Raw genomic sequence first — 24,616 nt, 5'->3', positions numbered from 1 at the left:
AAGGAGGTGGAAGCCGCATGTTCACCCTGATTTCGCGCTCCCACCTCGGCATCGAGGCCTGAGGAGCGCTCCCTCTCACAGGAGACCTCCTTGTCTGGACTGATTTTCCGCGCTCTCGCCGACGAGAGCGAGTTCCCCCTCTTCGACACCATCAACGCCCCGCTGCCGACCAACGGCGTGGGCGTTCGCTCGCGGACGTTCAAGGATCTCGCCGCCGACGGCGACTACCGCCCTGAATGGGTGTGGATCGCCCAGCGGGGCGACGAGGTCGTGGCCCGCGCCTCCTTCTGGGGACGCCCGGAGTTCGACCACCCGATGAGCCTCGACTACTTCGACTTCGACACCGTCGAGAACGGGGCGGCGCTGCTCAAGGCCGCCTACGCGGCGCTCGTGGGGCCCGGCTACACCCATCCGATGGGCTACGAACGCCCCGAGTACAACCTGTTCCTGCCCCCGGAGTGGAAGGGCCTGCCCGAGGCGGAGGCCCGCATCGCGGCGGCGGAGAAGGCCGGGCTCGAGTTCCACGTCGAGCGGCTGAACCTGCGCTGGGAGCCGGAGTACGGGCTGCCGCCGCGTTCGACCAGGCTCACCTTCACCGAGGCCGCGGACGACGCCCTGCTGCTCGGCCTGCTCGAGCACATCCTCGAGGGCAGCTTGGACGCCTGGGACCGGAAAGAGCTGCTCAGCAGGGACGTCAAGGACGTGGCCGCCGAGGGCCTGCAGCAGGTCGCCGATATGCCGGGCGGCCGCGATCGCTGGCGGCTGGCCTACGACGCGGACGGCGAGCTGGTCGGGATGGTCATGCCCACCCACAACGGCAGCTCGGCGACGATCGGCTACATCGGCGTCGACAGCAGGCACCGAGGCCACGGCTACGCCTACGACCTGCTGGCCGAGGCGATGCACATCTTCGCCGACGAGGGCCAGCCGTTCATCACCGACAACACCGACGTCGGGAACTTCCCGATGGCGGCGATCTTCGACCGGATCGGCTACAAGGTCACCGGCAAACGGATGATCTTCACGTAGCCGCCAGCCAGCGCTCGTGGGCCCGCACCAGGCGGGCCCACAGGCGCTCGCGCTCCTGCGTGGTCACGTCGTCGAGGGTCAGCCAGAACACGTCGGCGAGCGCGGCGAAGTAGTCGTCGGCCGTCTCCAGCGTGGTCGAGCGGCGGCCGAGGCCGATCCTGGTGAGGGAGAGGCCGCGCAGGACGTCCACCCCGGCGGAGTCCACCCGGCCGACCACGGCCGCGTGCTTCACGAAACCGGACTCCGGCGAGGTGGACAGATACTCGTGCATATCGATAAATGCGGTCATGTCGGCTTCGGCGGGACCGAAGTCCATGCCGGGGAACGAGCCGCTCGGGTCGTGGTCGAACCGCCAGCCGCCCGGCGCGATCTCGGACGGGCGCAGGCCGTACGTGAAGGGGCCCTGCTCGTAGACGCCCTCGACGAGCGGCAGCGGCCGGTGCGGGCCGTCGCCCATGCCCATGTCCACCAGCCAGCCCGAGTCGCCCAGCCCGTGCACGGTCAGGACCACGTGGTTGCCGGTGATCTCCGGTTCGCCGTCGCGCGGCTGGATGCCGCCGACGTGCCTGCGCACCTCGTAGCCGAGCGTGCGCAGCAGCTCGCCGAAGGCGCCGTTCAGGTGGTAGCAGTAGCCGCCCCTGCCGCCGACGATGCGCGCGGCCGACTCCAGCGGGTCCACGGTCGTGGGCCGGTCGAGCCAGATCTCCAGCGTCTCGTAGGCGACCCGCTCCATGTGCGCGGAGTGCAGCGCGGTGAGCGTCTCCAGGTCCGCGGGCGCGCCGATGAGGTCGCCGCGGCCCAGTCGCCGCAGGTAGGCAGAGGGATCCACGCGAGTCACCCTATCTATGGTCGCGCTTGCTGCGCCCTCCGTTGGCATCGGCCCAAGCCCCGCTCTCTCCGGGCTATCGCGCCGCTCCGAGTCTGCACAGGATGTGCACACTTTAGGGAGTGTCGTCTGCACGCGACCCTTCTAGGCTGCCATCCGTGAAACAGGTTCTGGTGGTCGAAGACGACGCGACGATCGCGCTTGCCGTACGGAACAGGCTGGTCGCCGAGGGCTTCGAGGTGCGGGTGGCCGGCGACGGGCACACCGCACTGACCGAGTACGGCAGGGCGCAACCCGACCTGGTCATCCTCGACCGCCTCCTGCCCGGCCTGGACGGGCTGGAGGTGTGCCGCAGGATGCAGGCGGCGCGCCCGGTGCCCGTCCTCATGCTGACCGCGCTCGGCGAGGAGACCGACATGCTGGTCGGGCTCGGCGTCGGCGCTGACGACTACCTGGCCAAGCCGTTCAGCATGCGCGAGCTGGTCGCCAGGATCCACGCGCTGCTGCGCCGGGTCGAGCGCGCCACCCAGCTCGTCGCCGAGGACACGGTGATCAGGGTGGGGGAAGTCGAGATCGACACCGCCGCCCGCCGCGTCTTCGTCGGCGGGGTGGAGGCGCAGCTCACCAGGACCGAGTTCGACCTGCTGCGCAGGCTCGCCGAGCGGCCCGGCCAGGTCTTCGAGCGCGACCGGCTGCTGTCGGACGTGTGGGGCTTCTCCGAGGCGGCGGCGACCAGGACCGTCGACAGCCACGTGCGCGCGCTGCGCAGGAAACTCGGCTCGGACGTCGTGCGCACGGTGCACGGCGTCGGATACGCGCTGGTGCGCCGATGAACCCCCTCGACTTCCTGGGACGCATCAAGGTCAAGCTCGGCATCGTCATCGTGCTCGCGGTGGCGGTCGGGATCAGCGTCTACCAGCTCGTCGACCTCTTCCCCAGGGAAGTACGGCTGATCATCGCGCTGGCGCTGGCGATGATCATGGTGCAGGTGCTGGCCCGCGGCATGACCAAACCGCTGCGCGAGATGGCCAGAGCGGCCCAGACGATCGCCAAGGGCCGCTACGACCTGCGCGTCAGCGCCACATCGCGGGACGAGGTGGGCGAGCTGGCCAGGGCGTTCAACGCGATGGCCGCCGACCTCGGCGAGGTCGACAGGCAGCGGCGCGAGCTGGTCGCCAACGTGAGCCACGAGCTGCGCACCCCGATCACGGGGCTGCGCGCCGTACTCGAGAACGTGGTCGACGGGGTCTCCGCGCCGGACCCCGTCACCATGCGCACAGCGCTCGCACAGACGGAACGGCTGGGCAGGCTGGTCGCGCAGCTGCTGGACCTGTCGCGGCTCGACTCGGGGGTCAGGCTCATCGAGCCTGAGACGGTGTCGCTGGGGCCGCTGGTCGAGCAGGCGGTGCGCGAGGCCTCGATGGCCCGCGAGGACGTGCGGATCACCCAGCACGTCCCGCGCGACCTGGCCGTGCGCGCCGACCCCGACCTGCTGGCGCAGGTCCTGGCCAACCTGCTGGACAACGCCGTACGGCACAGCCCGGCCTCCGGCCTGGTCACCATGGCGGGCTCGGCCCAGGGCTCGGGCGTACGGATCACCGTGTCCGACTGCGGACCCGGCATTCCCGAGACGGCGAGGAGCCGGGTGTTCGAGCGCTTCTCCCGGCTCGACGAGGGACGGACGGCCGACTCCGGGGGAGCGGGGCTCGGGCTGGCCATCGTCAAGGAGATCGTCGAACTGCACGGCGGCTCCATTCGCATCGACGACTGCGCGGGGTGCCGCATGATCGTCGACTTACCCGAGAGGACCGTGTCGGTGGAAGCTCAACAGGGGGAAGAAGAGGTCATCACGTCGTCAGCAGCGGACGTGCCGCTCGCTCAGATCGCACCGCTGGTCGCGGAACCTGCTTCGGTCCCGTCGGGTGGGCTCGACGAGCCGGAGGCGCACGCGGCCCGCGTCGAGGTCCGCGAGGTCGAGGGCAACGCCGTCGAGACGCCCGCGCCCGCCTTCGCCATGTCGCAGGGAGGCCCTCCCCCCGAGCCGGGCCTCACGCGGGCCCCGTGGCCGATCGATCCCCCGGTGGAGCCGGAGATCAGCTACGCCAGGATGTTCGGCGGTGGGGTCATCGGTGGCGTGCTCGGCTTCATCTTCGGCCTGCTCGCGGCCGTCTTCGCCAGCATCGCCTTCGGCGGCGCCATCGCGCTCCTCACGCTGCTCGCCTGCTCGTGCGGCGGCATGGCGCTGGGCGCGTACGTGGCGCGCAACATGCAACGCAGGCAGTACCAGCCCATCCCCTACACCAGGCCGGTCCCGTACGGCCCGCAGCCGCCGCCGGGGCACCCGGCCGCCGCCCAGGGGTACGGCCCGCCGCCCGCCTACGTGCCGCCGCCGCTGTTCCCCAGGCCCGAGCTGCCGGACACGCCGCGCTGGCTGCTGCCCGCCGCGGCCGGCGCCGGGGTGTTCTGCGCCGTGGCCCTGCCGTACGCGCAGACCGGGCTGGGGTTCGTGCTGGTCGCCCTGGTGCTGGGCGCTGCCGCGCTGCCGGCCGTACTGCGCAGGATGACGCCGTGGACCGTGGCCTTCGGGCTCGCCGCCTACTGGCTGATCTCCATGGCCGTGATCAGGGACGCGGACTGGCTGGTCTCGCTCATGCTGCTGGCCGGGTTCGGGCTCGGGGCGCTCGCGGTGTCGGGGGCCGGCGCGGGCTGGCTGGGCGTGATCAGGGGCGGCATGTCGGTGCTGCTGTCGCTGGCGCCCGTGCCGTGGTTCATCGCGGCGCCGCTGAAGAACCTGGCGGCCAAGAGGCGCATCCTGCCGCTGCTCGGCGGCGTGGCGATCACGATCGTGCTCCTCGTCGTCTTCGGCGTGCTGTTCGCCTCTGCGGACGCGGTCTTCGAGTCCTACGTGAACCGGCTGCTCACCGCGCCTGAGTGGGCGGAGTCGGTGCCGGTCCGGGTGTTCCTGTTCCTCGTCGGCGCGCTGTTCCTGGCGGCCGTGGTGCTCGTGGCGCTGCGCCCGGTCAACGACCCGATCGGGCCGTCGATGAAGGCCAGGGTCAGCACCAGCGTCTGGATGGTGCCGCTCACGGCGGTGAACCTGCTGTTCGCGGCGTTCGTCGCGGTGCAGATCAGGTTCCTGTTCGGCGGCAACGAGCAGGTGCTGCACACCAGGGGGCTGACCTACGCGGAGTACGCCAGGCAGGGGTTCTTCCAGCTCGTCGTGGTCAGCGTGGTGGTGCTCGGCATCGTCACGCTCGCTGGGGGCGTGCTGAAGGTCGGGCGGCGGGAGCGCTGGGTGCTGTCCGGGCAGCTCGGGATCCTGTGCGGGCTGACGATGGTGATCCTGTTCTCCGCGCTGCACCGCATGGACCTCTACACCGACGCCTACGGCCTGTCGCGGCTGCGGCTCTCGGTGCAGGCGACCGTGTGGTGGCTGGGCGCCCTGTTCGCGCTGGTGCTGCTGGCGGGTGCGGTACGGCTGGCGGGGCGGAGCGCGGCCTGGCTGCCGCGCACGGTCGTGCTGGTGACCGCGCTCGGGCTCGGCACGTTCTCGATGGTGAACCCGGACTACCTGGTCGCCGCCACTCAGGTGGACGTGCGCGGCATCGACCGGCTCGACGCCGACTACTTGGGGGATCTGGGGGCGGAAGCCGTACCAGCGCTGGACAGGCTGCCTGAGCCGCAGCGCAGTTGTGTGCTGGCCGACGTGGTGTCCGCCAACGGCCTGGACAAGCCGGACGCGTGGAACGGGTGGAACCTGGCCAGGTCGCGCGCGCGTGAGGTGCTGGCCGAGCATCTGGTACTGGGCAAGGTCGCCTGTCCGCTCACCAGGAGCCAGGACTAGGGCCTATGGCAGAGGTTGGCCGCCGATGACGGCGATCATCGACTGGAGCTGGACGGTCGCGGCGAAGTAGTCGTGCTTGTCGATCTTCGTGGCGAGCATCGTCTGCCAGAGCGCGTCGAGCCAGGCCTGGCTGTCAGGGGAGGTCAGGGCGGCCACGGCGAACGGCGCTACGAAGGCGGGCTCTGGGCCTTCTGCGAGCGACTTGCCTTCGAGGGTGTAACCGGCGGCGATCTTCTTGGGGTCGTCGCCGGTGGCCTTCCTGATGAAGGTCGTGATCTTTCTGGCCCATCCGACAGAACCTGGGTCGCCGCTGGTGGCGGCGTCGGCACCGATGCGCCAGGGGTCGCGCAGGGCGTTCCAGTTGTAGTCGCCGTCGTGCTCGTCCTCCAGCACCTTGCCCTTGACCGGCTTGCCGTCCTTGACGAAGTCGGGCAGCAGGCCCGTCGTCGTTCCCTCGTAGTAGCCGATCAGCAAGGTGTGGCGCATCCGAATGGTCTGCCATTCTGGGTCGATCTTCTCGAACGCCCTGAAGTGGCCGATCATCCAGTCGGAGGTACGGGAGATCCTGCTCAGTGGCTCGTCCGCGGTGGCCCAGTCGCCGAGCTTCATCAGGCCGGTGTACAGGCTGAACTCGTCCTTCATGATGGCGTTGATCCGCTTGACGGCCTTGTCGCGGTAGCCGCCCCACCGCTTGTCCGCCATCAGCAGGCCGTAGGCGACGTCGAGGTCGCCGTCGGTCGCGGAGTCCGAGCCGTTGACGCTCTTGCAGTCCTTGTCCTGTTCCGCGGCGAGTAGATCGGGGTTGTTCACCGACGGGTGCGCTTCCACATATTTCAGGATTCCGTCAAAGAGTGGTCTGTCGTCCATGGAGGCGGCGATGACCAGGCCGTAGCCCTGCGCCTCGCCGACGTACGGGTGGTCGGCATCGGGGGAGATCACCTGCTGGGAGCCGCACTTGTCGGTGACGAAGGCGGCCTTCCACTCGGCGTAGTAGGCGCGGACCTGCTGGCTGGTGGCTCCTGTCGGGCGCAGGACGCCCTCGGCCGCCTGTGGGCTCCGCGTTTCCTGGGGCTTTTCTGCCGCGCAGGCGGTCACGGCGAGGGCGAGGGCGGCGATCAGCGCGGACGCGCGAGGGAAGAGCACCTGCCAGAGGCTATGAAAGACGTGCCATCCCTTCCAAATCAGGTTTAATCCTGGGGTGGCGTATGACGTGGTCATCAGCGGTGGACGGGTGCTCGACGGCACGGGGGCTCCGGCGTTCAGAGCGGACGTGGCGATCTCCGGCGACCGGATCGCGGCCGTCGGGCGGCTCGACGGCGTCGAGGCGGGTGAGATCGTCGACGCCACCGGCCGGTTCGTCGCGCCGGGCTTCATCGACTGCCACGCGCACGGCGACGCCGTGATCTTCGACCCTGAGGTGCAGCTCGCCGCGCTCCGGCAGGGCGTGACCACCTTCGTGCTCGGCCAGGACGGGTTGTCCTTCGCGCCCGGTTCCGCCGAGACCGTCGCCTACGCCAGCCGCTACTTCGCCGCCGTCAACGGCACGCTCGTCGACGGGCCGCTGAGCGTGGCCGACGTCCTGGAGCGTTACGACCGGGCCAGCGCGCTCAACAGCGCCTACCTGCTGCCGCACGGCACGATCCGCTACGACGTCATGGGCGCCTCCTCCGGCGCCGCAGCCCCCGACGACCTCGCCGCGATGTTGCTGCGGGTCGAGCGCGGGCTCGCCGACGGGGCCGTCGGCCTGTCGACCGGGCTGGAGTACCTGCCCGGCCGCTACGCCACCACCGAGGAGCTCGCCGCGCTCAGCGCGCCGCTCGGCGGCCTGCCGTACGTGACCCACATGAGGGCGTACGGCGCGCGGGCCGGGACGGGCATGAGCGAGGTCGTGGAGATCGCCAAGCTGTCCGGCGCCGCCGTACACGTGTCTCATCTGCACGGACCGGCGGACCTGTTGTTGCCGCTGGTCTCGTCCGCGCTGGACGAGGGGGTGGACCTGACCTTCGACACCTATCCCTACCTGCGGGGGAGCACGATCCTGGCGATGGTCGTGCTGCCGCCGTCCGTGCCGGCCGCCGAGCTCGACCGGGCGCTGGACATGCTCGGGTCGCGCGAGCTGGACGCGTGGTGGCCGACGCTGGCCGAGCTGTGGCCGCGGCTCACCGTCTCGCACGCGCCGGGGGCGGAGTGGGCGGAGGGGCTGACGATCGTGGAGGCGGCGCGCAGGAAGGGGATCTCGCCCGCCGAGTTCTGCGTCAGGCTGCTGATCGACACGCGCCTGGAGGCCGGGTGCGTGATGGCCAGGCCGGACGAGGGGCCGGCAGGGGAGGAGTCGGTGCGGCGGATGTTGCGCCATCCCTCGCACACCGGTGGTTCCGACGGCATCTACGTGGGCGGGCATCCGCATCCGCGCGGGTGGGGGGCGTTCGCCAGGTTCCTGGGGCGGCACGTGCGCGAGCTCGGCGACTGGACGTGGGAGCAGGCGGTCGTGCACCTGGCCTCGCATCCGGCGCGGCGGTTCGGGCTGGTGGACCGGGGGTTGGTGCGGTCGGGATTCGCCGCCGACCTGATCCTGGTGTCGCCGGAAACCGTCGAAGATCTGGCGACTTATGCTGATCCGCGGGTGCCTGCCGCGGGGGTTTCCGACGTGTTCGTTTCCGGGGCCCGGGTGCTGGCCGGGGGCGCGCTGACCGGGGGTACGCCGGGGCGCGCGTTGCGCTCTCGCTAGCCGATAAGGTCGGGAACTGTGAAGGGGATCTGTCCTGGTGAGGACATCTTTGGGCGGTCCGTGTTCGACGGGCCGTTCAGCTTTCCGCTGATGGTCGTGCACCAGGCCGCGCTGGAGCACAACATCGCGACGATGGCCACGTTCACCCGCGACCACGGCATGCTCTTCGCGCCGCACGCCAAGACGCACATGTCACCTGAGATCGCCGCGATGCAGCTGGAAGCGGGCGCGTGGGGGCTGACGGTGGCGACGCCCAGCCAGGCGATGGCGCTGCGGGGCTTCGGGGTCGGGCGCATCGTGATCGCCAACCAGGTCGTGGACCCTGCGGGGTTGCGGTGGCTGGCTGCCGAGCTTTCCCGCGATCCCGGGTTCGAGGTGATGTTCTTCGTCGACTCCGTGGCTTCCGTGGACGTGTTGTCCTCCTTCGCCGGGGAGCGGCCGTTCCAGGTGCTGGCCGAGCTGGGGCATGAGGGTGGGCGGGGCGGGAGCCGTACGCTCAAGGACCTTCTGGAGGTCGTCGACCGGGCTTCTGCTGTTCCTGGCGTCGAGGTCGTGGGGGTCGCCGGGTATGAGGGGTCGCTGAAGAGCGCCGAAGAAGTCCGGAAATATCTGCATTCGTTGCAGGATGCCGTCGAGTATCTCCGGGTGCGGAACCCGCTGCTGTCGGTCGGCGGGAGCCAGTGGTTCGACGTGATCGGGCGGGAGCTCGTGGCCACGCAGGCGCGGGTCATGCTGCGCGCGGGGGCGTACGTCTCGCACGACGACGGCTACTACCGGGAGCGCACGCCGTTCAACCGGATTCCCGGCTCGCTGGTGCCGGCCTTCGAGATCTTCGCGCACGTGCTCTCGACGCCGGAGCCCGGGTTGGCGATCATCGGGATGGGGAAGCGGGACGCCCCTTATGACGAGGGGCTGCCGATTCCGCGCGGTGACTTCGAGGTCGTCAGGATGCAGGACCAGCACACGGTGGTGCGCGGGTCCCTGCGGGTGGGGGAGCTGGTGTCGTTCGGGATCTCGCATCCGTGCACGGCGTTCGACAAGTGGCGGACGTTGCCGCTCGTCGCTGCTGACTACCGCGTTGTTGGCACGATAAATACGCATTTCTAGGGAGATCTGATGAAGAAGGAACTGAGGACCAACGAGGGTGCGCCCCCGATCGGCGCCTACTCCCAGGGGCTCGTGGTCGGTGACTTCGTCTACACCTCTGGGGCGGGGCCGCTCGACCCGGACACCGGCGAGATCGTGGGCGACGACGTCGCGGCGCAGACGCACCAGACGATGAGGAACCTCGGGGCGGTGCTGGCCGCTCACGGGCTCGGCTTCGACGACGTGGTCAAGGCGACCGTCCACCTGCAGCACCTCAAGCGCGACTTCGCGGCCTACAACGAGGTGTACAAGTCGTACTTCAGCCAGCCGTACCCGGTTCGCACCACCGTCGGGTCGGACCTGATGGACATCCTCGTCGAGATCGATTTCGTCGCCCACAAGAGCGCGTAAGGTCGGCGAGGGAGCGCCGGTCTCTGGACTGAGGAGCGCAGGGAGCGAAGCGACCGGAGCGACGAGGGAAGAGATCGGCTAAGAGCGACCGAGCGCCGACCAGAGGGAGGCCGTGGACACGGTGGACAGTTCGATGTACGTCTTCGTCGAGGACCTGCGCGGCGAGGGCGTCGAGCGGGTGCTCGACCGGGTGCGTGGGTACGGCGTGGCCGGGATCACCGTCGGCGCCGTGCACCACGGCTCGCGCGACATCACCCCGCACGGGCTGTCCAAGCTGACCGTAAGGGAGGACGGCGCGCACTTCCCGCTGCCGTCCGACCTGTTCGCCGACCTGCGCCTGCGCCCGCCCGCCGGGTTCGCTGACTCCTTCGACGGCCTGCTCGACGCCTGCCGCGCCCGCGGGCTCAAGCTGCACGGCTGGACCGTCTTCCTCCGCAACGGCACGATCGGCGCGGAACACCCCGACGTGACCGTCCGCGACTGCTTCGGCGACCGTGGCGCGATCACCGACCTGTGCCCGGCGCATCCCGACGTACGGCTCTACGCCGTGGCGCTCGCCCGCGCCGTGGCCAGGCTCGGCGTGGACAGCGTGGTGGCCGAGTCGCTGCACTTCAGACCGCTGAAGGCGCAACGCTCCTTCGTCCAGCTCGGGCCCATGGACGCCTACCTCATGGGTCTCTGCTTCTGCGACTTCTGCATGCGGCGCGCCACCGACCTGGGCGTCGACGCGCTGCTGGCCCGCGACGAGTGCGCCAGGATCGTCGGCGGGGTGCTCGACGGCGACGCTCCCGCGCAGGGCGAGGTGACGCGCGCCGCGCTGACCGCCTACGCGGGCCCCGACGTGGTGGCCTACGCGCGGGCACGGTCGGAGACGGTCACCTCGCTGGTGTCCGAGGTCTCCGCGGCGGTGTCGGCCGAGGGGTCGCAGCTCGTGTTCATCGACGCGACGGGGGCGGTCAAGGGCTACCGCGACGGGCTGCCCTCTCCTGGCCTCGCCGCGCACGACGCCTGGCAGCTCGGGGTGGACCTGGTGGCGCTGGGCGACCTGGTGCCCTCGTTCGCCGTGCTGGGTTACGCGCGGGACGCCGCCAGGATCGCCGACGACGTCGGGGCCTACCTGCGCTCGGTGGGTAAGGACCGGGAGGTGCGCGCGGTGCTGCGCCCCGGGTACCCGGACAGCGACTCGGTGGACCGGCTGGCGGCCAAGGTCCGCGGGGCCAAGGCGGCCGGGGCGTGGGCGGTCGACTTCTACGCGTACGGCCTGGCGCCGCTGCCCGTGCTGGACCGCATTCCCGCCGCGCTCATCTGAGCAGGATGGGCAGGGCCGTCCGTAGTTCCCTCGTCCAGTACGGCCAGCTGTGGGTGCCCGGACCGTACAGGTTGGCCGTGACCTGCACTCCGGCGGCCTGGGCTGCGGCCAGGAAGCGCCGGTTCTGCTGCTCGATGACCGCCTCGCCGCCGTCGAAGCTGGTGCCCGGCGCGTCCAGCGGCCCGGCCTGGCCGTTCCCGCTGGAGATGTAGACGGGGATGTCCTTCAGCTTCGCCGCGAGGGCGGTCGGGTTGTGCAGCGGGATGTCGCTCTCCGCCCACAGATCCGGCGATTTTTCGGGACCTGCGATGTAGTCGGTGTCCTTGCGTGACACGTCGACCAGGCCGGAGAACGAGGCCGCCGCCCGGAACATCCCGGGATGCCGCGCCGCATAGGACAGGGCGCCGAAGCCGCCCATCGAGAGCCCGGCGATCGCTCGGCGGTCGGATGCTCCGTACCGCTCCTCGACCAGCTCCCGCACCTCGGTCAGGTGGAACGTCTCCCACTTCGGGCCCCTGCGCCAGTCGGAGTAGAAGCCCGACTCGCCGCCCTCGGGGATCACGACGATGACGTCCTTCACGACGTCGTCCGCCCTGCCGAGGGTGATCCATTCGAGGCCCTGGTGGCAGCACCCTTCGAGCAGGTAGAGCACGGGCCACTTCGTCCCGGGCCGCCAGCCCTTGGGGAGCAGGACCTCCACCTGGGCGTTCCTGCCGAGGGCCTTCGAGTCGACGGTCAGTCTGACGAGGGCCGCCCGGCTCTCCGCCGCTGAGGAGGGGATCACCAGGAGTAATAACAGGCCGACTAGGAGGCGGAGGAGCACCCGACACCATCCAGTACTGCGCCTACGGCGTCCCGGGCGAAGTTCTCGGTCAGGGGGAGGTCGCGGAAGATCACCCTGATCCATACGGCTCCGGCGAGCAGGTCCACCAGGAGCATCGGGTCCGTCGCCGGGTCGAGTTCGCCCCGCCGTACCGCTCGCTGGAAGATCTCCTGCTCGCGGGCGAACCGGTCGGCGAAGAAGCGGCGGGTGTCCAGCTCGGGATGGCGTACGGCGGCGCCTAGCGCGGCGACGGCGACCTCGCGGGTGGGCGGGTCGTCGAGGAGCTTGGCGATGGCGTCGACCATGGCGGTGAGGTCGCCGCGCAGCGAACCGGTGTCCGGGGGGTCGAACTCCAGCAGCTCGGCCTCGACGAGGGCGGCGCCGAGGAGCGCGGCCTTGGAGGGCCACCAGCGGTAGATCGTCGTCTTGTTGACACCGGAGCGGTCGGCGACGCCCTCGATGGTCAGGCCGTCGTAGCCCTTGGCGGCGACCAGGTCGAGCGTCGCCTCGAAGATCGCCTGCTTCTTGCGGGGTGCCATCCGCCTATCTTCCCCCTAGCGCCTCCCGGCGAAGGCGGTGAGAACCCCCATCCCGAGATAAACAACCCCACTGAAGTACCGAAATTTCCGCCCATGCCGCGCCATTTTCCCGCCCAGCGCGCCTGCCGACAGGGCGTAGACCATGTCCGAGAGGAACCCGAGCACGAACAACGTCACCCCGAACACCACGATCTGCCCCGCCGGAGCGCCCGCCCCTGGATCGACGAACTGCGGCAGAAAGGCCAGGAAGAACAGCGCCACCTTCGGATTGAGCACATTGACCAGCACGCCTTCCAGGAACACCTTCCCCAGCGGCTGCCGCGCAGCCGCGTTTTGGTCGTGGGGGCTGTCCTTGCCAAGAAACGCCCTGACCCCGAGATAGACGAGATAGGCAACCCCCACCCACTTGACCACCGCGAACAGGGTGGCCGACCGCGAGATCAGGTAGGACAACCCAGCCGCCGCTGCAGCAGTGTGCACCAGCGTCCCGACCTCAACCCCGAACGCACTGGCCATAGCCGCCGACCGCCCTTGCGCGAGGCCACGAGCGGCGATGTAGAGATGATTGGGCCCAGGGATCACCACCAGCGCGGCGGAGGCGGTGGCGAAGAGCGCAAGAGTAGAGGGAGAGATCACAAACCCCACCATAGAACCCCATTGGCCCCCACCCCAGAACCAATCCCCACCCCACCCACCAGACCAATCCCACCCCCCAACCCAGCCCTCCCACCCCCTGGCCTCGAACCCCGCCCTCCCACCCCCTGGCCCAACCCCCATGGCCCCAACCCCCTTAGGCCCTTAGGCCCCGGGCCCCATTGGCCGCATCCTGCTTCGCCCCCCTCCATCCGCAGCCCACTACTCCGCCCCTGCACTTAACCCGACGTCAGCTCCTCCACAGCCCTCCGCCGACCCGCCCCCAAAAGAGCCGCACGATGTTACGGTGATCCGCCCCCGACGAGACCAAAACCCGACCCGTGGCCGAAGCAGCAGACAGACCTCCCAGGCGTCTCTGTGACGTGGAAGTTGACCTGCTCTCCCCAAGAGAGCCCCAGACCCGCGACCGCGTAGACGTGGCAGCGATCTTCTCCGAACACCACATAGGCCTGGTACGGCTGGCGCTGCTCATGGTCGGCGACCTGGCCACAGCCGAAGACGTGGTGCAGGAGGCCTTCACCCGCACCCACGCCGGCCGTACCAGGCTCCGCGACCCCGACAGCGCCCTGGCCTACGTACGCTCCGCCGTACTCAACCAGAGCCGCAACGTCCTCCGCAGAAGAGTCAGGCTCTTCCGCTGGGCCGCGCCCTACGAGCCACCGGTCTGGTCGGCCGAGAGCGCCGCGATGCTCGGCGAGGAGCGCCGAGAGGTGCTGCTGGCCCTGCGCGACCTGCCGAGACGCCAACGCGAGGCGCTGGTCCTCCGCTACTACTTCGACCTCTCCGACCAGGAGATCGCCGACACCATGGAGATCAGCGGCAGCACCGCCCGATCGACGATCGCCCGCGCCCTCGCCTCCCTGGGCAGGGCCCTGGGCAAGGAAGACCACGGACGCACGGGAGGGACCCGATGAACAGCGAGGTAGAGCAGCGCCTACGCGAGGCACTGAACGAAGTGGGCGCCCTGGTGACCCCGGAAACCCTGAAGCCCCTCCCCACCGTGTCGGCTCCGAGAAGACCCCGAGTCGACGTACGGCACGCAGTGGCAGCAGTGGCCATCGTCATTGCCGGAGCAACGGCAACCACCTTGTGGCTACCCGACGGCCAGACCCCCGACCCCGACGTGAACACCGCCGCAATCCGCCCCACGACCTCCTACGAGAACACGGCCGACATCAACGTCTTCCTCTGCACGAAGGCAAGCTCCCAGCCGTCCTGCGAGTCCCGCCCCAAGGGCGTCACCAACAAGGACCTCACGGCGATCCTCAAAAAGATCAAGTCGCTGCCCGGCGTGGCCCAGGTGTACTACGAAGACCAGGCAAAGGCCTATGAGGTCTTCAAAGCCTCTGCCGACAGCGGAGTCCTGAAGGGTGTCCTCCGCGTGGAGGACTTCCCAGCCTCCTTCCGCATCACCCTCACCCCGAACGCCGACGCAACCCCCATCATCACCGCGTTGCAGTCACGGCCAGGCGTCGCCTCCATAGTCGACCACCGCTGCACCCCAAACTCCCCAACCCCCCAACCCACACCAACGTCCCCCTGCCCGTAACCCACCCACCCGGGTGACGCCCGCCCCCTGTGACGCCCGCCCCCTGTGACGCCCGCCCCCGTGACGCCCGCCCCCGTGACGGCCATCCCTGTGACGGCCACCCCCGGTGGTGCCCGCCCGGCAACGTCCGCTCCTGTGACGCCCGCCCCTGCAGGCCCTCCCGCAACGACCCTCCTGCAGCCCGCAACGACCCCTGCGCCGTTGTTGAGTCGGGTGCCGACCTGGGCATGGGTGGTGGTCGACGGCCTCGTTGCCCTTCTTCTGGCCGCCGCGTTCCTGGGGCTGGTCGTCTCGCGGAACACCTCGGCCCCCGATGCGGTCGACTTCGCCGCAGCGCTCGGTACGAGCCTGCCCATCGCGGTCAGACGGCTCTGGCCGCGGACGGTGTTCGCGGTCGTTCTCGTCGCCGGGCTGGGGATGCGGGAGTTCCTGCTGCCCACTGCCGACGCTCTCTGCCTCCCGCTGGCCCTCTACACGCTGGCGACCCGCCGGAACGCCGCCGTCGCGCTGCTGGCAGCCTGTGCCGCCGGGGTCCAGGGGGTGCTGCGGGTTCCCCTGACGGGCAATGTGCGCGACCAGCTGGGGCTGGTGCTGGGGATCACGGTGGCGTCCTGGGCGGTCGGTACGGCGGTGCGCCAGCGCAGGCTCTACACGGAACGGCTCGCCGTACACGCGGAAGAGCGGGTGCGCGCGGAAGCGGCCGAGGAGCGGCTGCGCATCGCGCGGGAACTGCACGACGTCATCGGGCACAGCCTCAGCACGATCGCGGTCCAGGCGGGTGTCGCCGGGCACGTGGGCGGGGCGGAGGAGATGAGCAGGACGCTGGCCTCGATCGAGGAGACGAGCAGGTCGGCGCTGCGTGAGACGCGGCGGTTGCTGGGGGTGCTGCGTGAGGACGGTGACGCGGAGTTCGAGCCCGCCCCCGGGCTGGCGGATCTGGGTGCGCTCGTGGAGCGGACGCGGGCGGCGGGGGTGGAGGTGGATCTGGTGGTCGACGGCGAGGTGGAGGGGGAGTTGGAGCTGACGGTGTACCGGATCGTGCAGGAGGCGCTGACCAACGTGATCAAGCACGCGGGGGCGAGGAGGGCGGGCGTGCGGATCTCGCGGCTGGCGGAGGCGCTCGTCGTGGAGGTGGTGGACGACGGGGTGCGCGGGCAGGCGCAGCCGTACGGGCATGGGCTTCTGGGGTTGCGCGAGCGGGTGCACGTGTTCGGCGGCGAGTTCGAGGCGGGTGCGCGGGCGGTGCGGGGGTTCCGGGTGATGGCCAGGTTGCCGTTGTGATGGCGGTCGCCAGGAAGCGGGTGGTGGTGGCTGATGATCAGGCGCTGATCAGGGCCAGCTTCCGGAGGCTGGTGGACAGTGCGCCGGGGTTCGTGACGGTCGGGGAGGCGGCGACCGGGGTCGAGGCGGTGGAGGTGGTCGGCCGGGAGCGTCCGGATCTGGTGGTCATGGATGTGCGGATGCCGGTGATGGACGGGATCGAGGCCACGCGCCGGATCGGGGTGGAACGTCCGGCCACGCGGGTGCTGATCGTGACGACGTTCGATCTGGATGAGTACGTCTACGGGGCGCTGAGGGCGGGGGCCGCCGGGTTCCTGTTGAAGGACACGCCGCCCGCGGAGCTGCTCAGGGGGATCGAGGTGGTGGCGGCCGGGGAGTCGCTGCTGGCGCCCACGGTGACGCGCCGGCTGATCCAGCGGTACGCCGGGGCGGGAGGGGGCGGGCTGCAGATCACCGACCGGGAGCGGGAGGTGCTCGTGCTGGTCGCCAAGGGGCTGTCGAACACGGAGGTCGCCGAGGCGCTGTTCGTCAGCTTGAGCACGGTCAAGACGCACGTCAGCAGCCTGCTGATGAAACTCGGCGCGCGGACGCGGGTGCATCTGGTCATCGCCGCGTACGAGGCGGGCCTGGTGTGAACGGATGGGCGTGAACGTGACTCAAAGGATCGGGGGATAAGGGGTAACTAGCGCAGGGGGCAGCATTGTGGCGGACAGACCGCTTGATGATCACGAGGCGTTCGCGGCGGTTTTCGACGCGCATTTCGATGAGATCCATCGATACGTCGCCTACCGGTTAGGCCCGGACAACGCGGAGGACGTCGTGGGGGAGACGTTTCTCATCGCGTTCAGGAAGCGGGCGCAGTTCGACCCCTCGCGGGCCGCCGCAAAGACCTGGTTGTACGGCATCGCCACCAACCTGATCGGCAAGCATCGGCGTCAGGAGGCCAGGACGCTGCGGGCGCTCAGCCGGTGCGCCCCCGACCGGGACACGCCCGGGCACGAGGACCGGGTGGTCGTCCAGGTGGCCGCTGAGAGCCTGCGTCAGGACCTGGCGGCCGCGCTGGCCGAGCTGGATCAGCGGGATCGGGACGTCGTGCAGTTGCTGGCGCTGGCGGGATTGAGCCACGAGGAGGTGGCTGTGGCGCTGGGGATTCCGAACGGGACGGTCAGGTCGCGGCTCAACCGGGCACGCAAGAAGCTGCGTGGCTCCCTGTCCCTGGTGCTGCAGGAGGCCGACCGTGGATGAGCTGGAGCTGGTCAGGGAGCTGTACGGGCCGCAGCGGGTGGATCCGCGGGTGCGGGCTCGGGTGTGGGGGCGGATCGAGGCCGAGCGGCGCAGGGGGCGGCGCAGGTTGTTCAGCTGGTCGGTGGGTCTCGTGGCGACGGGCGCGTTCGCGGTGTGGCTGGCGATCATGCCCGCGACGCAGCAGAAAAGCCAGGCGCAGCCGCAGGGCCAAGGGCGGATGGTTCTGCTGGCGGCCGCGGGTTCCGCCGGCCGTACGGCGGGCGGTGCGTTCTGGCATCTCAGACAGCAGCGAGGCGACAAGGTCACCGAGCTGTGGGCCGCCCGGGACGGACGGACCTGGGTCGGCGACGGGGGAAAGGCATGGCCGTCGAAGGGGGCGGCGTTCAGCATCGCGGGCCGGGACCTGACGTTCGCGCAGATTCAGCGCCTGCCGTCCGACGAAGCAGCGCTCAAGGCGTGGGTGGTCGGGATGTTGCCGGTGGACGCCGGTGACGACGTGGTGGCCGACGCGGTGCTGGGGTTGTTGTGGCGCAAGCCGTCCCCGCCGGGCGTGCGGGCCGCGGCGTACAGGCTGCTGGCCGACCTGCCCAACGTCCGCTACCTGGGGGAGCGGGCGGACAGGAAGGGCAGGGCGGGGGAGCAGTTCGCGTTCACGGTGAAGGGCGTCAGGCGGACGGTGATCATCGACCCGGCCAGCTCGCAGGTGTTGTCGTGCACCGACGACCGGCAGGCGGATGTCCTGGTGGAGGCCGGATTCACCAGCGAGGGCCCGTGAGCTGGAAAGAGGCATGGCGAAGGACGGGGACCAGGCGGAAGGCCATCTGCCTGGCCGACCAGTTCCCCACGATCGACGTGGCGGAGGTGATGCGGGGCCGGGTGTCCTTCGTGGGCCTGCCGTACACGGATCTCGGAGATCCGATCGACTGGAGCATGGACCCGCACGGGAACCGGTCGTGGATGCTCAACCTGCACACCCTGCGCTGGGCGGGCCGCCTGATGCAGGAGAAGACAGGAAGAACCCGCGCCGAAAGCATCATCAATGACTGGATCACGAAAAATCCGCGAAAAGGGGCGCGGAGCGAGTGGGCCTGGGCCGAGCACGCCGTCGCCCTGAGGGCTCCCGTCCTGGTGTGCCTCAGCGCCCATACAGAAGACGCAAGAATCATCGACAGCATCGAGGAACACGGCCGCGTGCTCGCCGACAACACCCTCTACCGCCCGGGCCACAACCACGGCCTCGACCAGGACATAGCCCTCCTCGTCGTGGCCACCCGCCTGGGCAGGGTGCGGTGGCGACGCCTGGCGATCAGGAGGATGACCGCCAGCGCCCAGCTGGCCATCGACGAGCAGGGCGTGCTGCACGAGCAGGCCCCTCGTTACGGCCTCTACGTCCACCGCAGGCTGGGCGTGGCGATCAGGGCGATCGAGGAGAGCGGCGCGAAGGTCCCCGACGCCCTCAGAAGCCGCAGAACCGCCCTGGAGGGGTACATCGCCCACGCCACCCAGCCGGACGGCCTCCTGGTCCCCATCGGCGACAGCCCAGCCGACACCCGCCCCCCGGCCTTCGCGCACGGCCCGGAGACGGTGAAGGTCTTCGACGGCGGCTACGTCTTCGGCAGATCGGCGTGGAACGACCCGGACGCCTCTTTCTACTCGGTCAGGTTCGGCCCAGGACGCAAGCTGCACGGCCACGAGGACCACCTGGGCGTGACCTACTTCGCCGACGGCCGCCCGATCCTGGTCGAGACCGGCTTCCACTCCTACGAGCGGACCCCGTACGTCGCGTGGACCAGGATGCCGGAGGCGCACAACGTCCCGGTGGTCGCGGGCGCGACCTTCCGCCCCGGCAGAGCCACCCGCATGATCGCCGAGAACACCTTCGCCGACGACGCGTACGGCGTGAGCCGTACGCGCAGGGTCACGGTAGGCGACGCGATGACCGTCGAGGATTCCGTCCCGGACGGCCACAAGCTCTACAACGTCTGGCACTTCGCCCCGACCCTCAACGTCGTTGAGCAGCACGAGGGCGTGATCGTCCTCGAGGACCGCCACGGGAGGGTGACGTTCCGGCAGTTCGCCGACCAGAGCCCGACAGGCGGTCAGACCATCAAGAAAGGCCCCATCTCTCCCGGCTACCTGAAAACCGTCGAGGCCACGATCATCACCTCGCCTGAGGCGACCAGGCTGACCACCGTGATCAGCTGACCGGCAGCGACACCGGCCGCCGGACCAGTCCGGACGTCCATTCGACCGACTCCCAAGCGGGCCGCAACCCGGGCCGCTGGGTGACCAGCGCCCGGATCGCCTCGACCAGCTCCACCCGGGCCAGGCTCGCCGCCAGGCACCGGTGCGGGCCGTACCCGAAGGCGACGTGCGGATGCGGGGGAGCCTCGGCGAACCGGTGGATGTCGAACCGGGCAGGCTCGGCGAACACGGCCGGGTCGTGGTTGGCCGCCTTGATGTCCGGCATGACGACCGCCCCCGACTCCAGCGTCGCCCCGCTGGGCAGCGTGGTGTCCGCGGTGACCCGCCGCATGAACGCGTTGGCGGGCGGCCCGTCGTAACGCAGGATCTCCTCGACCGCCAGAGGGGTGAGCGTGGGGTCGGCGGCCAGGGCGTCCCACTGGTCGGGGTGCGCCATCAGCCGCATGACCCCCAGCGCGATCATCGACGTGGTCGTCTCGTGCCCGGCCGTGATGAGCGAGAAGACCGTGTTGACCAGTTCCCCCTCGGTCAGCCGGTCGTCGGAGTCGCGGGCGGTGATGAGCAGGTCGATGAGGTCCTCGCCCGGCGAGGTGCGGTGCTGGGCGACGAGCCCGGCCGCGTAGGCCATGAACTCGGTGTAACCCTGGTAGCGCGCCTGCTCGTTCGCCGTGGACGTGGTCAGGAACATGTCCGTCCACGCGACGAACTGCTGGTAGTCGTCGCGCGGCACGCCGAGCAGCTCGCAGATGACCCGGCACGGCAGCGGCACGGCGAAGTCCGCGACCAGGTCGAAGCCCGACGAGGGGATGAGTTCGAGCGCGAGGGCGGCGATGCGCGGCCGCCACGACTCGATCTGCCGCGGGGTGAACGTCCCGTGCATGATCCTGCGGTAGCGGGTGTGCTCCGGTGGATCCTGGTTGATCAGCGCGTCCGGGTCGTCGTCGATGCCCGTGCCGGTGACGAAGCGGGGGAGACCGGGCAGGCGCAGGTTGCGGCTGCAGGCGGGCGAGGCGAGTACGGCCCGCACGTCGTCGTACCGGACGGCCAGGGGGACCCGGTCCCCGCTCGGCATCGTCGCCATCTCCAGAGGGGTCATACCGCGGAACGTAAAACAGCAGCGTGGCTCCTCGAACAGTCTGGCCACATCTGGCCACCATGGCGGCATGGCGTTGACTTTGATCGCGGTCGTGGGCGTCGCGAGCCTGGTGGCCGTGGCGGTGTTCGCCGACCGGATCGGGCTGGCCGCCCCGCTGCTGCTCGTCGTGGTGGGGGCCGGGCTGGGGTTCATCCCCGGAATGCCGCCGATCGACGTCGAGCCGGAGTGGATCCTGGCGGGCGTGCTGCCGCCGCTGCTCTACTCGTCGGCGGTGAGCATGCCGGCCACCGACTTCCGGCGCAACTTCAAGCTGATCACCGGCCTGGCCGTCCTGCTCGTGGTCGTCACCACGCTCGGCGCGGGCTGGCTGATCCACGCGTTGCTGCCCGGCGTCGGCTGGCCAGCGGCGTTCGCGGTCGGCGCGGTGATCAGCCCCACGGACGCGGTCGCGGCCACCTCAGTCGGGCGCCGCCTCGGCCTGCCGTCCAGGCTGCTGACCGTGCTGGAGGGGGAGGGCCTGGTCAACGACGCGTCGGCGCTGGTGTTGCTGCGCTCCGCGACCGCCGCCATGGCGGCCGCCGTGTCGATCTGGGGCGTCACGCTGGAGTTCTTCTACTCGGTGGTGGTGGCGAGCGCGATCGGCCTGGTTCTGGGCCGGATCAACGTACGGCTGCGCGCCTGGCTCGGCGACCCGGTGCTGGGCACGGCGGTCTCGCTGGTCGTCCCCTTCGTCGCGTACTGGCCGGCCGAGGAGCTGAAGGCGTCCGGCGTGCTCGCGGTCGTCGTCACCGGCGTGGTGACCGGCAGCCTGGCGCCGAGGTATCTCGCGGCGGCCGACCGGCTGTCCGAGGCGATCAACTGGCGCACGCTGGCCTTCCTGCTGGAGGGCGGCATCTTCCTCAGCATGGGCCTGAGCCTGCGCGCCCTGGTCGACCAGGTGGAGGACGGGCACCTGAGCGTGGGCGAGAGCGTGTTGTACGGCCTGGCCGCCACCGCGCTGGTCATCGTGATCAGGATCCTGTTCACCGGTCCGCTGATGACCATGGTCCGCAGGGACGAGCGCCGGGCGGCGGGCGCGGGCCCCAGGCTGGAGGAGATCCAGGCCAAGCTCGACGCGGGCGCCTACGACGAGCGCATGCCGCGCGGCAAGGAACGCATCCAGACCCGGCTCGACATGGTGGCCGCCGACGTGAAGTTCAAGCTCGACCAGAGCCTCGGCTGGCGGGGCGGCCTGGTGCTCGCCTGGTCGGGGATGCGCGGCGCGATCACCGTCGCGGCCGCCCAGACGCTGCCAGACACGACGCCGTTCCGCGCCCAGCTGATCCTCATCGCGTTCGTGGTCGCGGCGGCGACCCTGCTGCTGCAGGGGTCGACGCTGCCCGCGGTGATCGCCGCGGTCGAGGTGCCGCCTGACGACCCGGCCCGCCTGCGCGAGGACTACCACGACCTGCTGGAGGAGCTGTCGGCCAGCGGCCAGACCGCGCTGGACGAGTACGGCGGCGAGTACCCCGCCGAGGTGGTGGACCGGGTGCGCGCCGACAGCAAGATCGGCCCCACCCCGAAGGACGTGGACGCCTTCCAGGACCTGCGCGAGCAGTACCAGGTCCTGCGCCTGAAGGTCCTGCACGCCCAGCGGCACACGCTGCTCGCCGACCGGGCCAGGGGCACGCACCGCTCCGAGACGCTCGACCGCGCCCAGAACTACCTGGACCGGGAGGAGCTCTCCCTGCAGCGTCAGATCTCCTGAGACGAGCTGTATATCAATCGTCGATCGCCCGGGGCCACCGTCGAGGCATGACCCGAGAGAAAGCACTGGTGGACACCGCCTGGGCGCAGGCGCACCTGAACGATCCCGCCGTCGTCTTCGTCGAGGTGGACGAGGACACCACCGCCTACGACCGCGGCCACCTCGACGGCGCGATCCGCCTCGACTGGACCAAGGACCTCCAGGACCCGGTACGCAGGCAGTTCGTGGACCGGGCCGGGTTCGAGCGGCTGATGTCGGACAGGGGGATCGCCCGCGAGCACACCGTGGTCCTCTACGGCGGCAACAACAACTGGTTCGCCGCCTACGCGTTCTGGTACTTCACGATCTACGGTCACCGCGACGTGCTGCTCATGGACGGCGGACGCAAGAAGTGGGAGCTCGAAGGGCTGCCGCTGGTGAGCGCGGTCCCCGACAGGCCGCGCACCACCTACACGGCCGACGAGCCGCGCACCGACATCCGCGCGCTGCGCGACGAGGTGCTCCAGGGCGGCGCGCACCTGGTGGACGTGCGCTCGCCGGACGAGTACGCGGGACGGCTGCTGGCCCCAGCCCACCTGCCGCAGGAGGCCGCACAGCGCCCCGGCCACATCCCGGCGGCCGTGAACGTGCCGTGGTCGCAGGCGTGCGAGGCGGACGGCACCTTCAAGGGGGACGCCGACCTGCGCGCGATCTACGGCGAGCTGACCGGCCCGGTGATCGCCTACTGCCGGATCGGCGAGCGGTCCGCGCACACCTGGTTCGTGCTGCACGAGCTGCTCGGCCACCAGGACGTGCGCAACTACGACGGTTCGTGGACGGAGTACGGCTCGCTGGTCGGCGTGCCGATCGAGCTCGGCGACGGCAGGATCTGGGACAACGTGTGACTTGCATCCGGTACCCCGGTACAGGCTTACCTTCGGGGTATGGAAATCGATGGCGCGTGCACCCTGCCGTCCGCCGAGCGGCCGACGCGGGTCGCGGAGTTCGAGACGTTGTTCGGCCAGGCCACCGGCGCTGAACATCGCCCAGGCGGGCTGCGCCTGGTGTTCGGCGTCGAGCTGGCGGCGAAGGTGGCGGACCTGGCGGCCAGGGAGAGCGGCTGCTGCTCGTTCTTCACCTTCACCATGAAGATCACCGGCGAGGAGCTGTCGCTGGACATCGCCGGGCCAGAGGACATCGTGGCCGCCCTGGCGGCGAAGGTGCCGTGACCGGGCTGAGCAGCGGGCAGCTGGCCGAGGCCGCGGGCGTCAACGCCCAGACCCTGCGCTACTACGAGCGGCGCGGCCTGCTGCCCGAGCCGGAGCGCACCCCGGGCGGACACCGCGTCTACGCGCCGCAGGCGGTCACCGTCCTGCGGGTGATCAAGGCAGCTCAGCGGCTCGGCTTCACCTTGAACGAGGTGGCCGGGCTGCTCGGCGCGCGCCGCAGTCCAGGGACGGGCCTGCGGGAGAAGCTGGCCGAGGTGGAAGCCAAGATCGCCGACCTCACCCTCGTCGCGGCCACGCTCCGTCAGGCGCTCGCGGCCGGCTGCGACGACCTGGTCGCCTGCGCCCACGAACCCCGCTGCCCGATCCCGTTCACAGATCGTCCTTGAACCCCACAGCGGCGTGCGAGCCGTCGCAGAACGGTTTGTTGCGCGAGGCGCCGCAGCGGCACAACGTCACCCGGTTGCGCCGCTCGTACTCCGTACCGTCCGCGGCCGTCACGGTGACGCCGCCGCGCACCCACAGCGGACCGCTGACGCCCTGCGCCGGGTCCTCCACGAGGCCGATCGACGGCGGCAGCTCGGGCTCCAGCGCCTGGCGCTCGGCCAGCCGCCAGGCGACGAGCCGCCCAGAGGGACAGTTCGCCGCCTCCCGCTCGACGAGGTCGGCCTGGCCAGGCTCCTCGACGAGGTTCCAGATCTGCCCGCCGTAGTCGCAGAAGCGGGCGAACGCGCACAGCGGCTCGGCGTCGGTCAGCGTCAGGTCGGGCCCGTCCTGCTCGCCCGCCTGGGAGAGGTACGGTTCGCGGGTGGCGGTCTCGGTGCCGTCGAACCCGGTCGTGGCGTGCGAGCCGTCGCAGAACGGCTTGTTGCCCGACTGGCCGCAGCGGCACAACGCATAGGACGCCTTGCCAGGAAAGGCCCGTCCCTCGCGCCACGAGACGGACTCGCCCGCCTCGTCTGCCACGATCTCCTGTACGGCCAGCGGCACGCCGCCGCTCACCTCGTACGGGCCGTTCTCGGTGACGGAGATCCGCACG

The 24,616-nt window shown here is 70.3% G+C and carries 25 protein-coding genes; 18 read left to right on the top strand and 7 right to left on the bottom strand.

Translation table 11 applies throughout. From position 1 onward, the window contains the following. The first annotated feature begins 90 nt into the window (after positions 1-90). On the top strand, positions 91-1,029 hold the full coding sequence (locus ACIBG8_RS22070; protein ID WP_397344742.1) for a GNAT family N-acetyltransferase: 939 nt from the start codon (positions 91-93) through the stop codon (positions 1,027-1,029). Here ACIBG8_RS22070 and ACIBG8_RS22065 read toward each other — a convergent pair. Beyond that, entirely contained in the window at positions 1,022-1,858 is an 837-nt protein-coding gene (locus ACIBG8_RS22065; protein WP_397344741.1) for an arylamine N-acetyltransferase, read from the bottom strand. The genes ACIBG8_RS22070 and ACIBG8_RS22065 overlap by 8 nt on opposite strands. A 155-nt stretch (positions 1,859-2,013) precedes the next feature. On the opposite strand from ACIBG8_RS22065, the gene ACIBG8_RS22060 reads away from it, so the two are divergent. After that, positions 2,014-2,688, top strand: a complete 675-nt coding sequence (locus ACIBG8_RS22060; protein ID WP_397344740.1) for a response regulator transcription factor — start codon at positions 2,014-2,016, stop codon at positions 2,686-2,688. After that, entirely contained in the window at positions 2,685-5,699 is a 3,015-nt protein-coding gene (locus ACIBG8_RS22055; protein ID WP_397344739.1) for a DUF4153 domain-containing protein, read from the top strand. The genes ACIBG8_RS22060 and ACIBG8_RS22055 overlap by 4 nt, the downstream gene beginning before the upstream one ends. A gap of 3 nt (positions 5,700-5,702) precedes the next feature. Here the strand turns inward: ACIBG8_RS22055 and ACIBG8_RS22050 are convergent, their stop codons facing one another. Continuing rightward, positions 5,703-6,842, bottom strand: coding sequence for a glycosyl hydrolase family 8 (locus ACIBG8_RS22050; protein WP_397344738.1), 1,140 nt, complete (start codon positions 6,840-6,842; stop codon positions 5,703-5,705). A 55-nt stretch (positions 6,843-6,897) separates the two neighbouring features. Between ACIBG8_RS22050 and ACIBG8_RS22045 the strand changes: the two genes are divergently transcribed. The 4 genes from ACIBG8_RS22045 (at position 6,898) to ACIBG8_RS22030 (ending at position 11,233) form a co-directional block, all read left to right on the top strand. Continuing rightward, complete coding sequence (locus tag ACIBG8_RS22045) at positions 6,898-8,427, top strand: amidohydrolase family protein (RefSeq protein WP_397344737.1); 1,530 nt, start codon at positions 6,898-6,900, stop codon at positions 8,425-8,427. Between the two features lie 90 nt (positions 8,428-8,517). Next, positions 8,518-9,534, top strand: coding sequence for an alanine racemase (locus ACIBG8_RS22040; protein ID WP_397344736.1), 1,017 nt, complete (start codon positions 8,518-8,520; stop codon positions 9,532-9,534). Between the two features lie 6 nt (positions 9,535-9,540). Then, on the top strand, positions 9,541-9,924 hold the full coding sequence (locus ACIBG8_RS22035; RefSeq protein WP_397346158.1) for a RidA family protein: 384 nt from the start codon (positions 9,541-9,543) through the stop codon (positions 9,922-9,924). A gap of 121 nt (positions 9,925-10,045) precedes the next feature. Continuing rightward, the gene (locus tag ACIBG8_RS22030) at positions 10,046-11,233 is read left to right on the top strand and encodes a hypothetical protein (RefSeq protein ID WP_397344735.1); all 1,188 of its coding nucleotides are present in this window, start codon (positions 10,046-10,048) and stop codon (positions 11,231-11,233) included. Here ACIBG8_RS22030 and ACIBG8_RS22025 read toward each other — a convergent pair. Genes ACIBG8_RS22025 through ACIBG8_RS22015 form a run of 3 tightly spaced genes read right to left on the bottom strand, consistent with a single transcriptional unit; the run spans position 11,226 to position 13,243 of the window. Next, on the bottom strand, positions 11,226-12,056 hold the full coding sequence (locus tag ACIBG8_RS22025; protein ID WP_397344734.1) for an alpha/beta hydrolase: 831 nt from the start codon (positions 12,054-12,056) through the stop codon (positions 11,226-11,228). The two genes, ACIBG8_RS22030 and ACIBG8_RS22025, sit on opposite strands and share 8 nt — an antisense overlap. Further along, positions 12,038-12,595: a TetR/AcrR family transcriptional regulator gene (locus ACIBG8_RS22020; protein WP_397344733.1), complete on the bottom strand. Its 558-nt coding sequence runs from the start codon at positions 12,593-12,595 to the stop codon at positions 12,038-12,040. Before ACIBG8_RS22020 ends, ACIBG8_RS22025 begins: the two co-directional genes overlap by 19 nt. Before the next feature lie 15 nt (positions 12,596-12,610). Continuing rightward, on the bottom strand, positions 12,611-13,243 hold the full coding sequence (locus tag ACIBG8_RS22015) for a LysE family translocator (RefSeq protein ID WP_397344731.1): 633 nt from the start codon (positions 13,241-13,243) through the stop codon (positions 12,611-12,613). A 422-nt stretch (positions 13,244-13,665) separates the two neighbouring features. Between ACIBG8_RS22015 and ACIBG8_RS22010 the strand changes: the two genes are divergently transcribed. The 7 genes from ACIBG8_RS22010 (at position 13,666) to ACIBG8_RS21980 (ending at position 19,529) form a co-directional block, all read left to right on the top strand. Continuing rightward, positions 13,666-14,163 (top strand): SigE family RNA polymerase sigma factor, encoded by a 498-nt coding sequence (locus ACIBG8_RS22010; protein ID WP_397344730.1) that lies wholly within the window; start codon positions 13,666-13,668, stop codon positions 14,161-14,163. Next, the gene (locus ACIBG8_RS22005; protein ID WP_397344729.1) at positions 14,160-14,798 is read left to right on the top strand and encodes a cell division protein FtsX; all 639 of its coding nucleotides are present in this window, start codon (positions 14,160-14,162) and stop codon (positions 14,796-14,798) included. Before ACIBG8_RS22010 ends, ACIBG8_RS22005 begins: the two co-directional genes overlap by 4 nt. Before the next feature lie 213 nt (positions 14,799-15,011). After that, positions 15,012-16,079, top strand: a complete 1,068-nt coding sequence (locus tag ACIBG8_RS22000) for a sensor histidine kinase (protein ID WP_397344728.1) — start codon at positions 15,012-15,014, stop codon at positions 16,077-16,079. Further along, a complete protein-coding gene (locus ACIBG8_RS21995; protein ID WP_397344727.1) occupies positions 16,079-16,714 on the top strand; it encodes a response regulator in 636 nt (211 codons plus the stop codon). The genes ACIBG8_RS22000 and ACIBG8_RS21995 overlap by 1 nt, the downstream gene beginning before the upstream one ends. Before the next feature lie 67 nt (positions 16,715-16,781). Further along, the gene (locus ACIBG8_RS21990) at positions 16,782-17,324 is read left to right on the top strand and encodes an RNA polymerase sigma factor (RefSeq protein WP_397344726.1); all 543 of its coding nucleotides are present in this window, start codon (positions 16,782-16,784) and stop codon (positions 17,322-17,324) included. Next, positions 17,317-18,099, top strand: a complete 783-nt coding sequence (locus ACIBG8_RS21985; RefSeq protein WP_397344725.1) for a hypothetical protein — start codon at positions 17,317-17,319, stop codon at positions 18,097-18,099. The genes ACIBG8_RS21990 and ACIBG8_RS21985 overlap by 8 nt, the downstream gene beginning before the upstream one ends. After that, positions 18,096-19,529 (top strand): heparinase II/III family protein, encoded by a 1,434-nt coding sequence (locus ACIBG8_RS21980; RefSeq protein WP_397344724.1) that lies wholly within the window; start codon positions 18,096-18,098, stop codon positions 19,527-19,529. Before ACIBG8_RS21985 ends, ACIBG8_RS21980 begins: the two co-directional genes overlap by 4 nt. On the opposite strand, the gene ACIBG8_RS21975 is transcribed toward ACIBG8_RS21980, so the two are convergent. Continuing rightward, entirely contained in the window at positions 19,522-20,625 is a 1,104-nt protein-coding gene (locus ACIBG8_RS21975) for a cytochrome P450 (protein ID WP_397344723.1), read from the bottom strand. The genes ACIBG8_RS21980 and ACIBG8_RS21975 overlap by 8 nt on opposite strands. 67 nt (positions 20,626-20,692) lie before the next feature. Between ACIBG8_RS21975 and ACIBG8_RS21970 the strand changes: the two genes are divergently transcribed. Genes ACIBG8_RS21970 through ACIBG8_RS21955 form a run of 4 tightly spaced genes read left to right on the top strand, consistent with a single transcriptional unit; the run spans position 20,693 to position 23,966 of the window. Then, a complete protein-coding gene (locus ACIBG8_RS21970; protein ID WP_397344722.1) occupies positions 20,693-22,372 on the top strand; it encodes a cation:proton antiporter in 1,680 nt (559 codons plus the stop codon). A gap of 47 nt (positions 22,373-22,419) precedes the next feature. Continuing rightward, the gene (locus ACIBG8_RS21965) at positions 22,420-23,256 is read left to right on the top strand and encodes a sulfurtransferase (RefSeq protein ID WP_397344721.1); all 837 of its coding nucleotides are present in this window, start codon (positions 22,420-22,422) and stop codon (positions 23,254-23,256) included. Between the two features lie 39 nt (positions 23,257-23,295). Next, positions 23,296-23,580 carry a hypothetical protein gene (locus ACIBG8_RS21960; protein ID WP_397344720.1) on the top strand — a complete coding sequence of 95 codons (285 nt, stop codon included), beginning with the start codon at positions 23,296-23,298 and terminating at the stop codon, positions 23,578-23,580. Then, positions 23,577-23,966: a MerR family transcriptional regulator gene (locus ACIBG8_RS21955; RefSeq protein ID WP_397344719.1), complete on the top strand. Its 390-nt coding sequence runs from the start codon at positions 23,577-23,579 to the stop codon at positions 23,964-23,966. Before ACIBG8_RS21960 ends, ACIBG8_RS21955 begins: the two co-directional genes overlap by 4 nt. Here ACIBG8_RS21955 and ACIBG8_RS21950 read toward each other — a convergent pair. After that, complete coding sequence (locus ACIBG8_RS21950; RefSeq protein WP_397344718.1) at positions 23,950-24,615, bottom strand: CDGSH iron-sulfur domain-containing protein; 666 nt, start codon at positions 24,613-24,615, stop codon at positions 23,950-23,952. The genes ACIBG8_RS21955 and ACIBG8_RS21950 overlap by 17 nt on opposite strands. Position 24,616: the final 1 nt, after the last annotated feature.

Source organism: Nonomuraea sp. NPDC050556 (assembly GCF_044457355.1).
In the GTDB taxonomy this organism is placed as follows: domain Bacteria; phylum Actinomycetota; class Actinomycetes; order Streptosporangiales; family Streptosporangiaceae; genus Nonomuraea.
The sequence above is the reverse complement of the archived record's forward strand: the minus strand, read 5'-3'. Positions and strand labels throughout refer to the sequence as shown.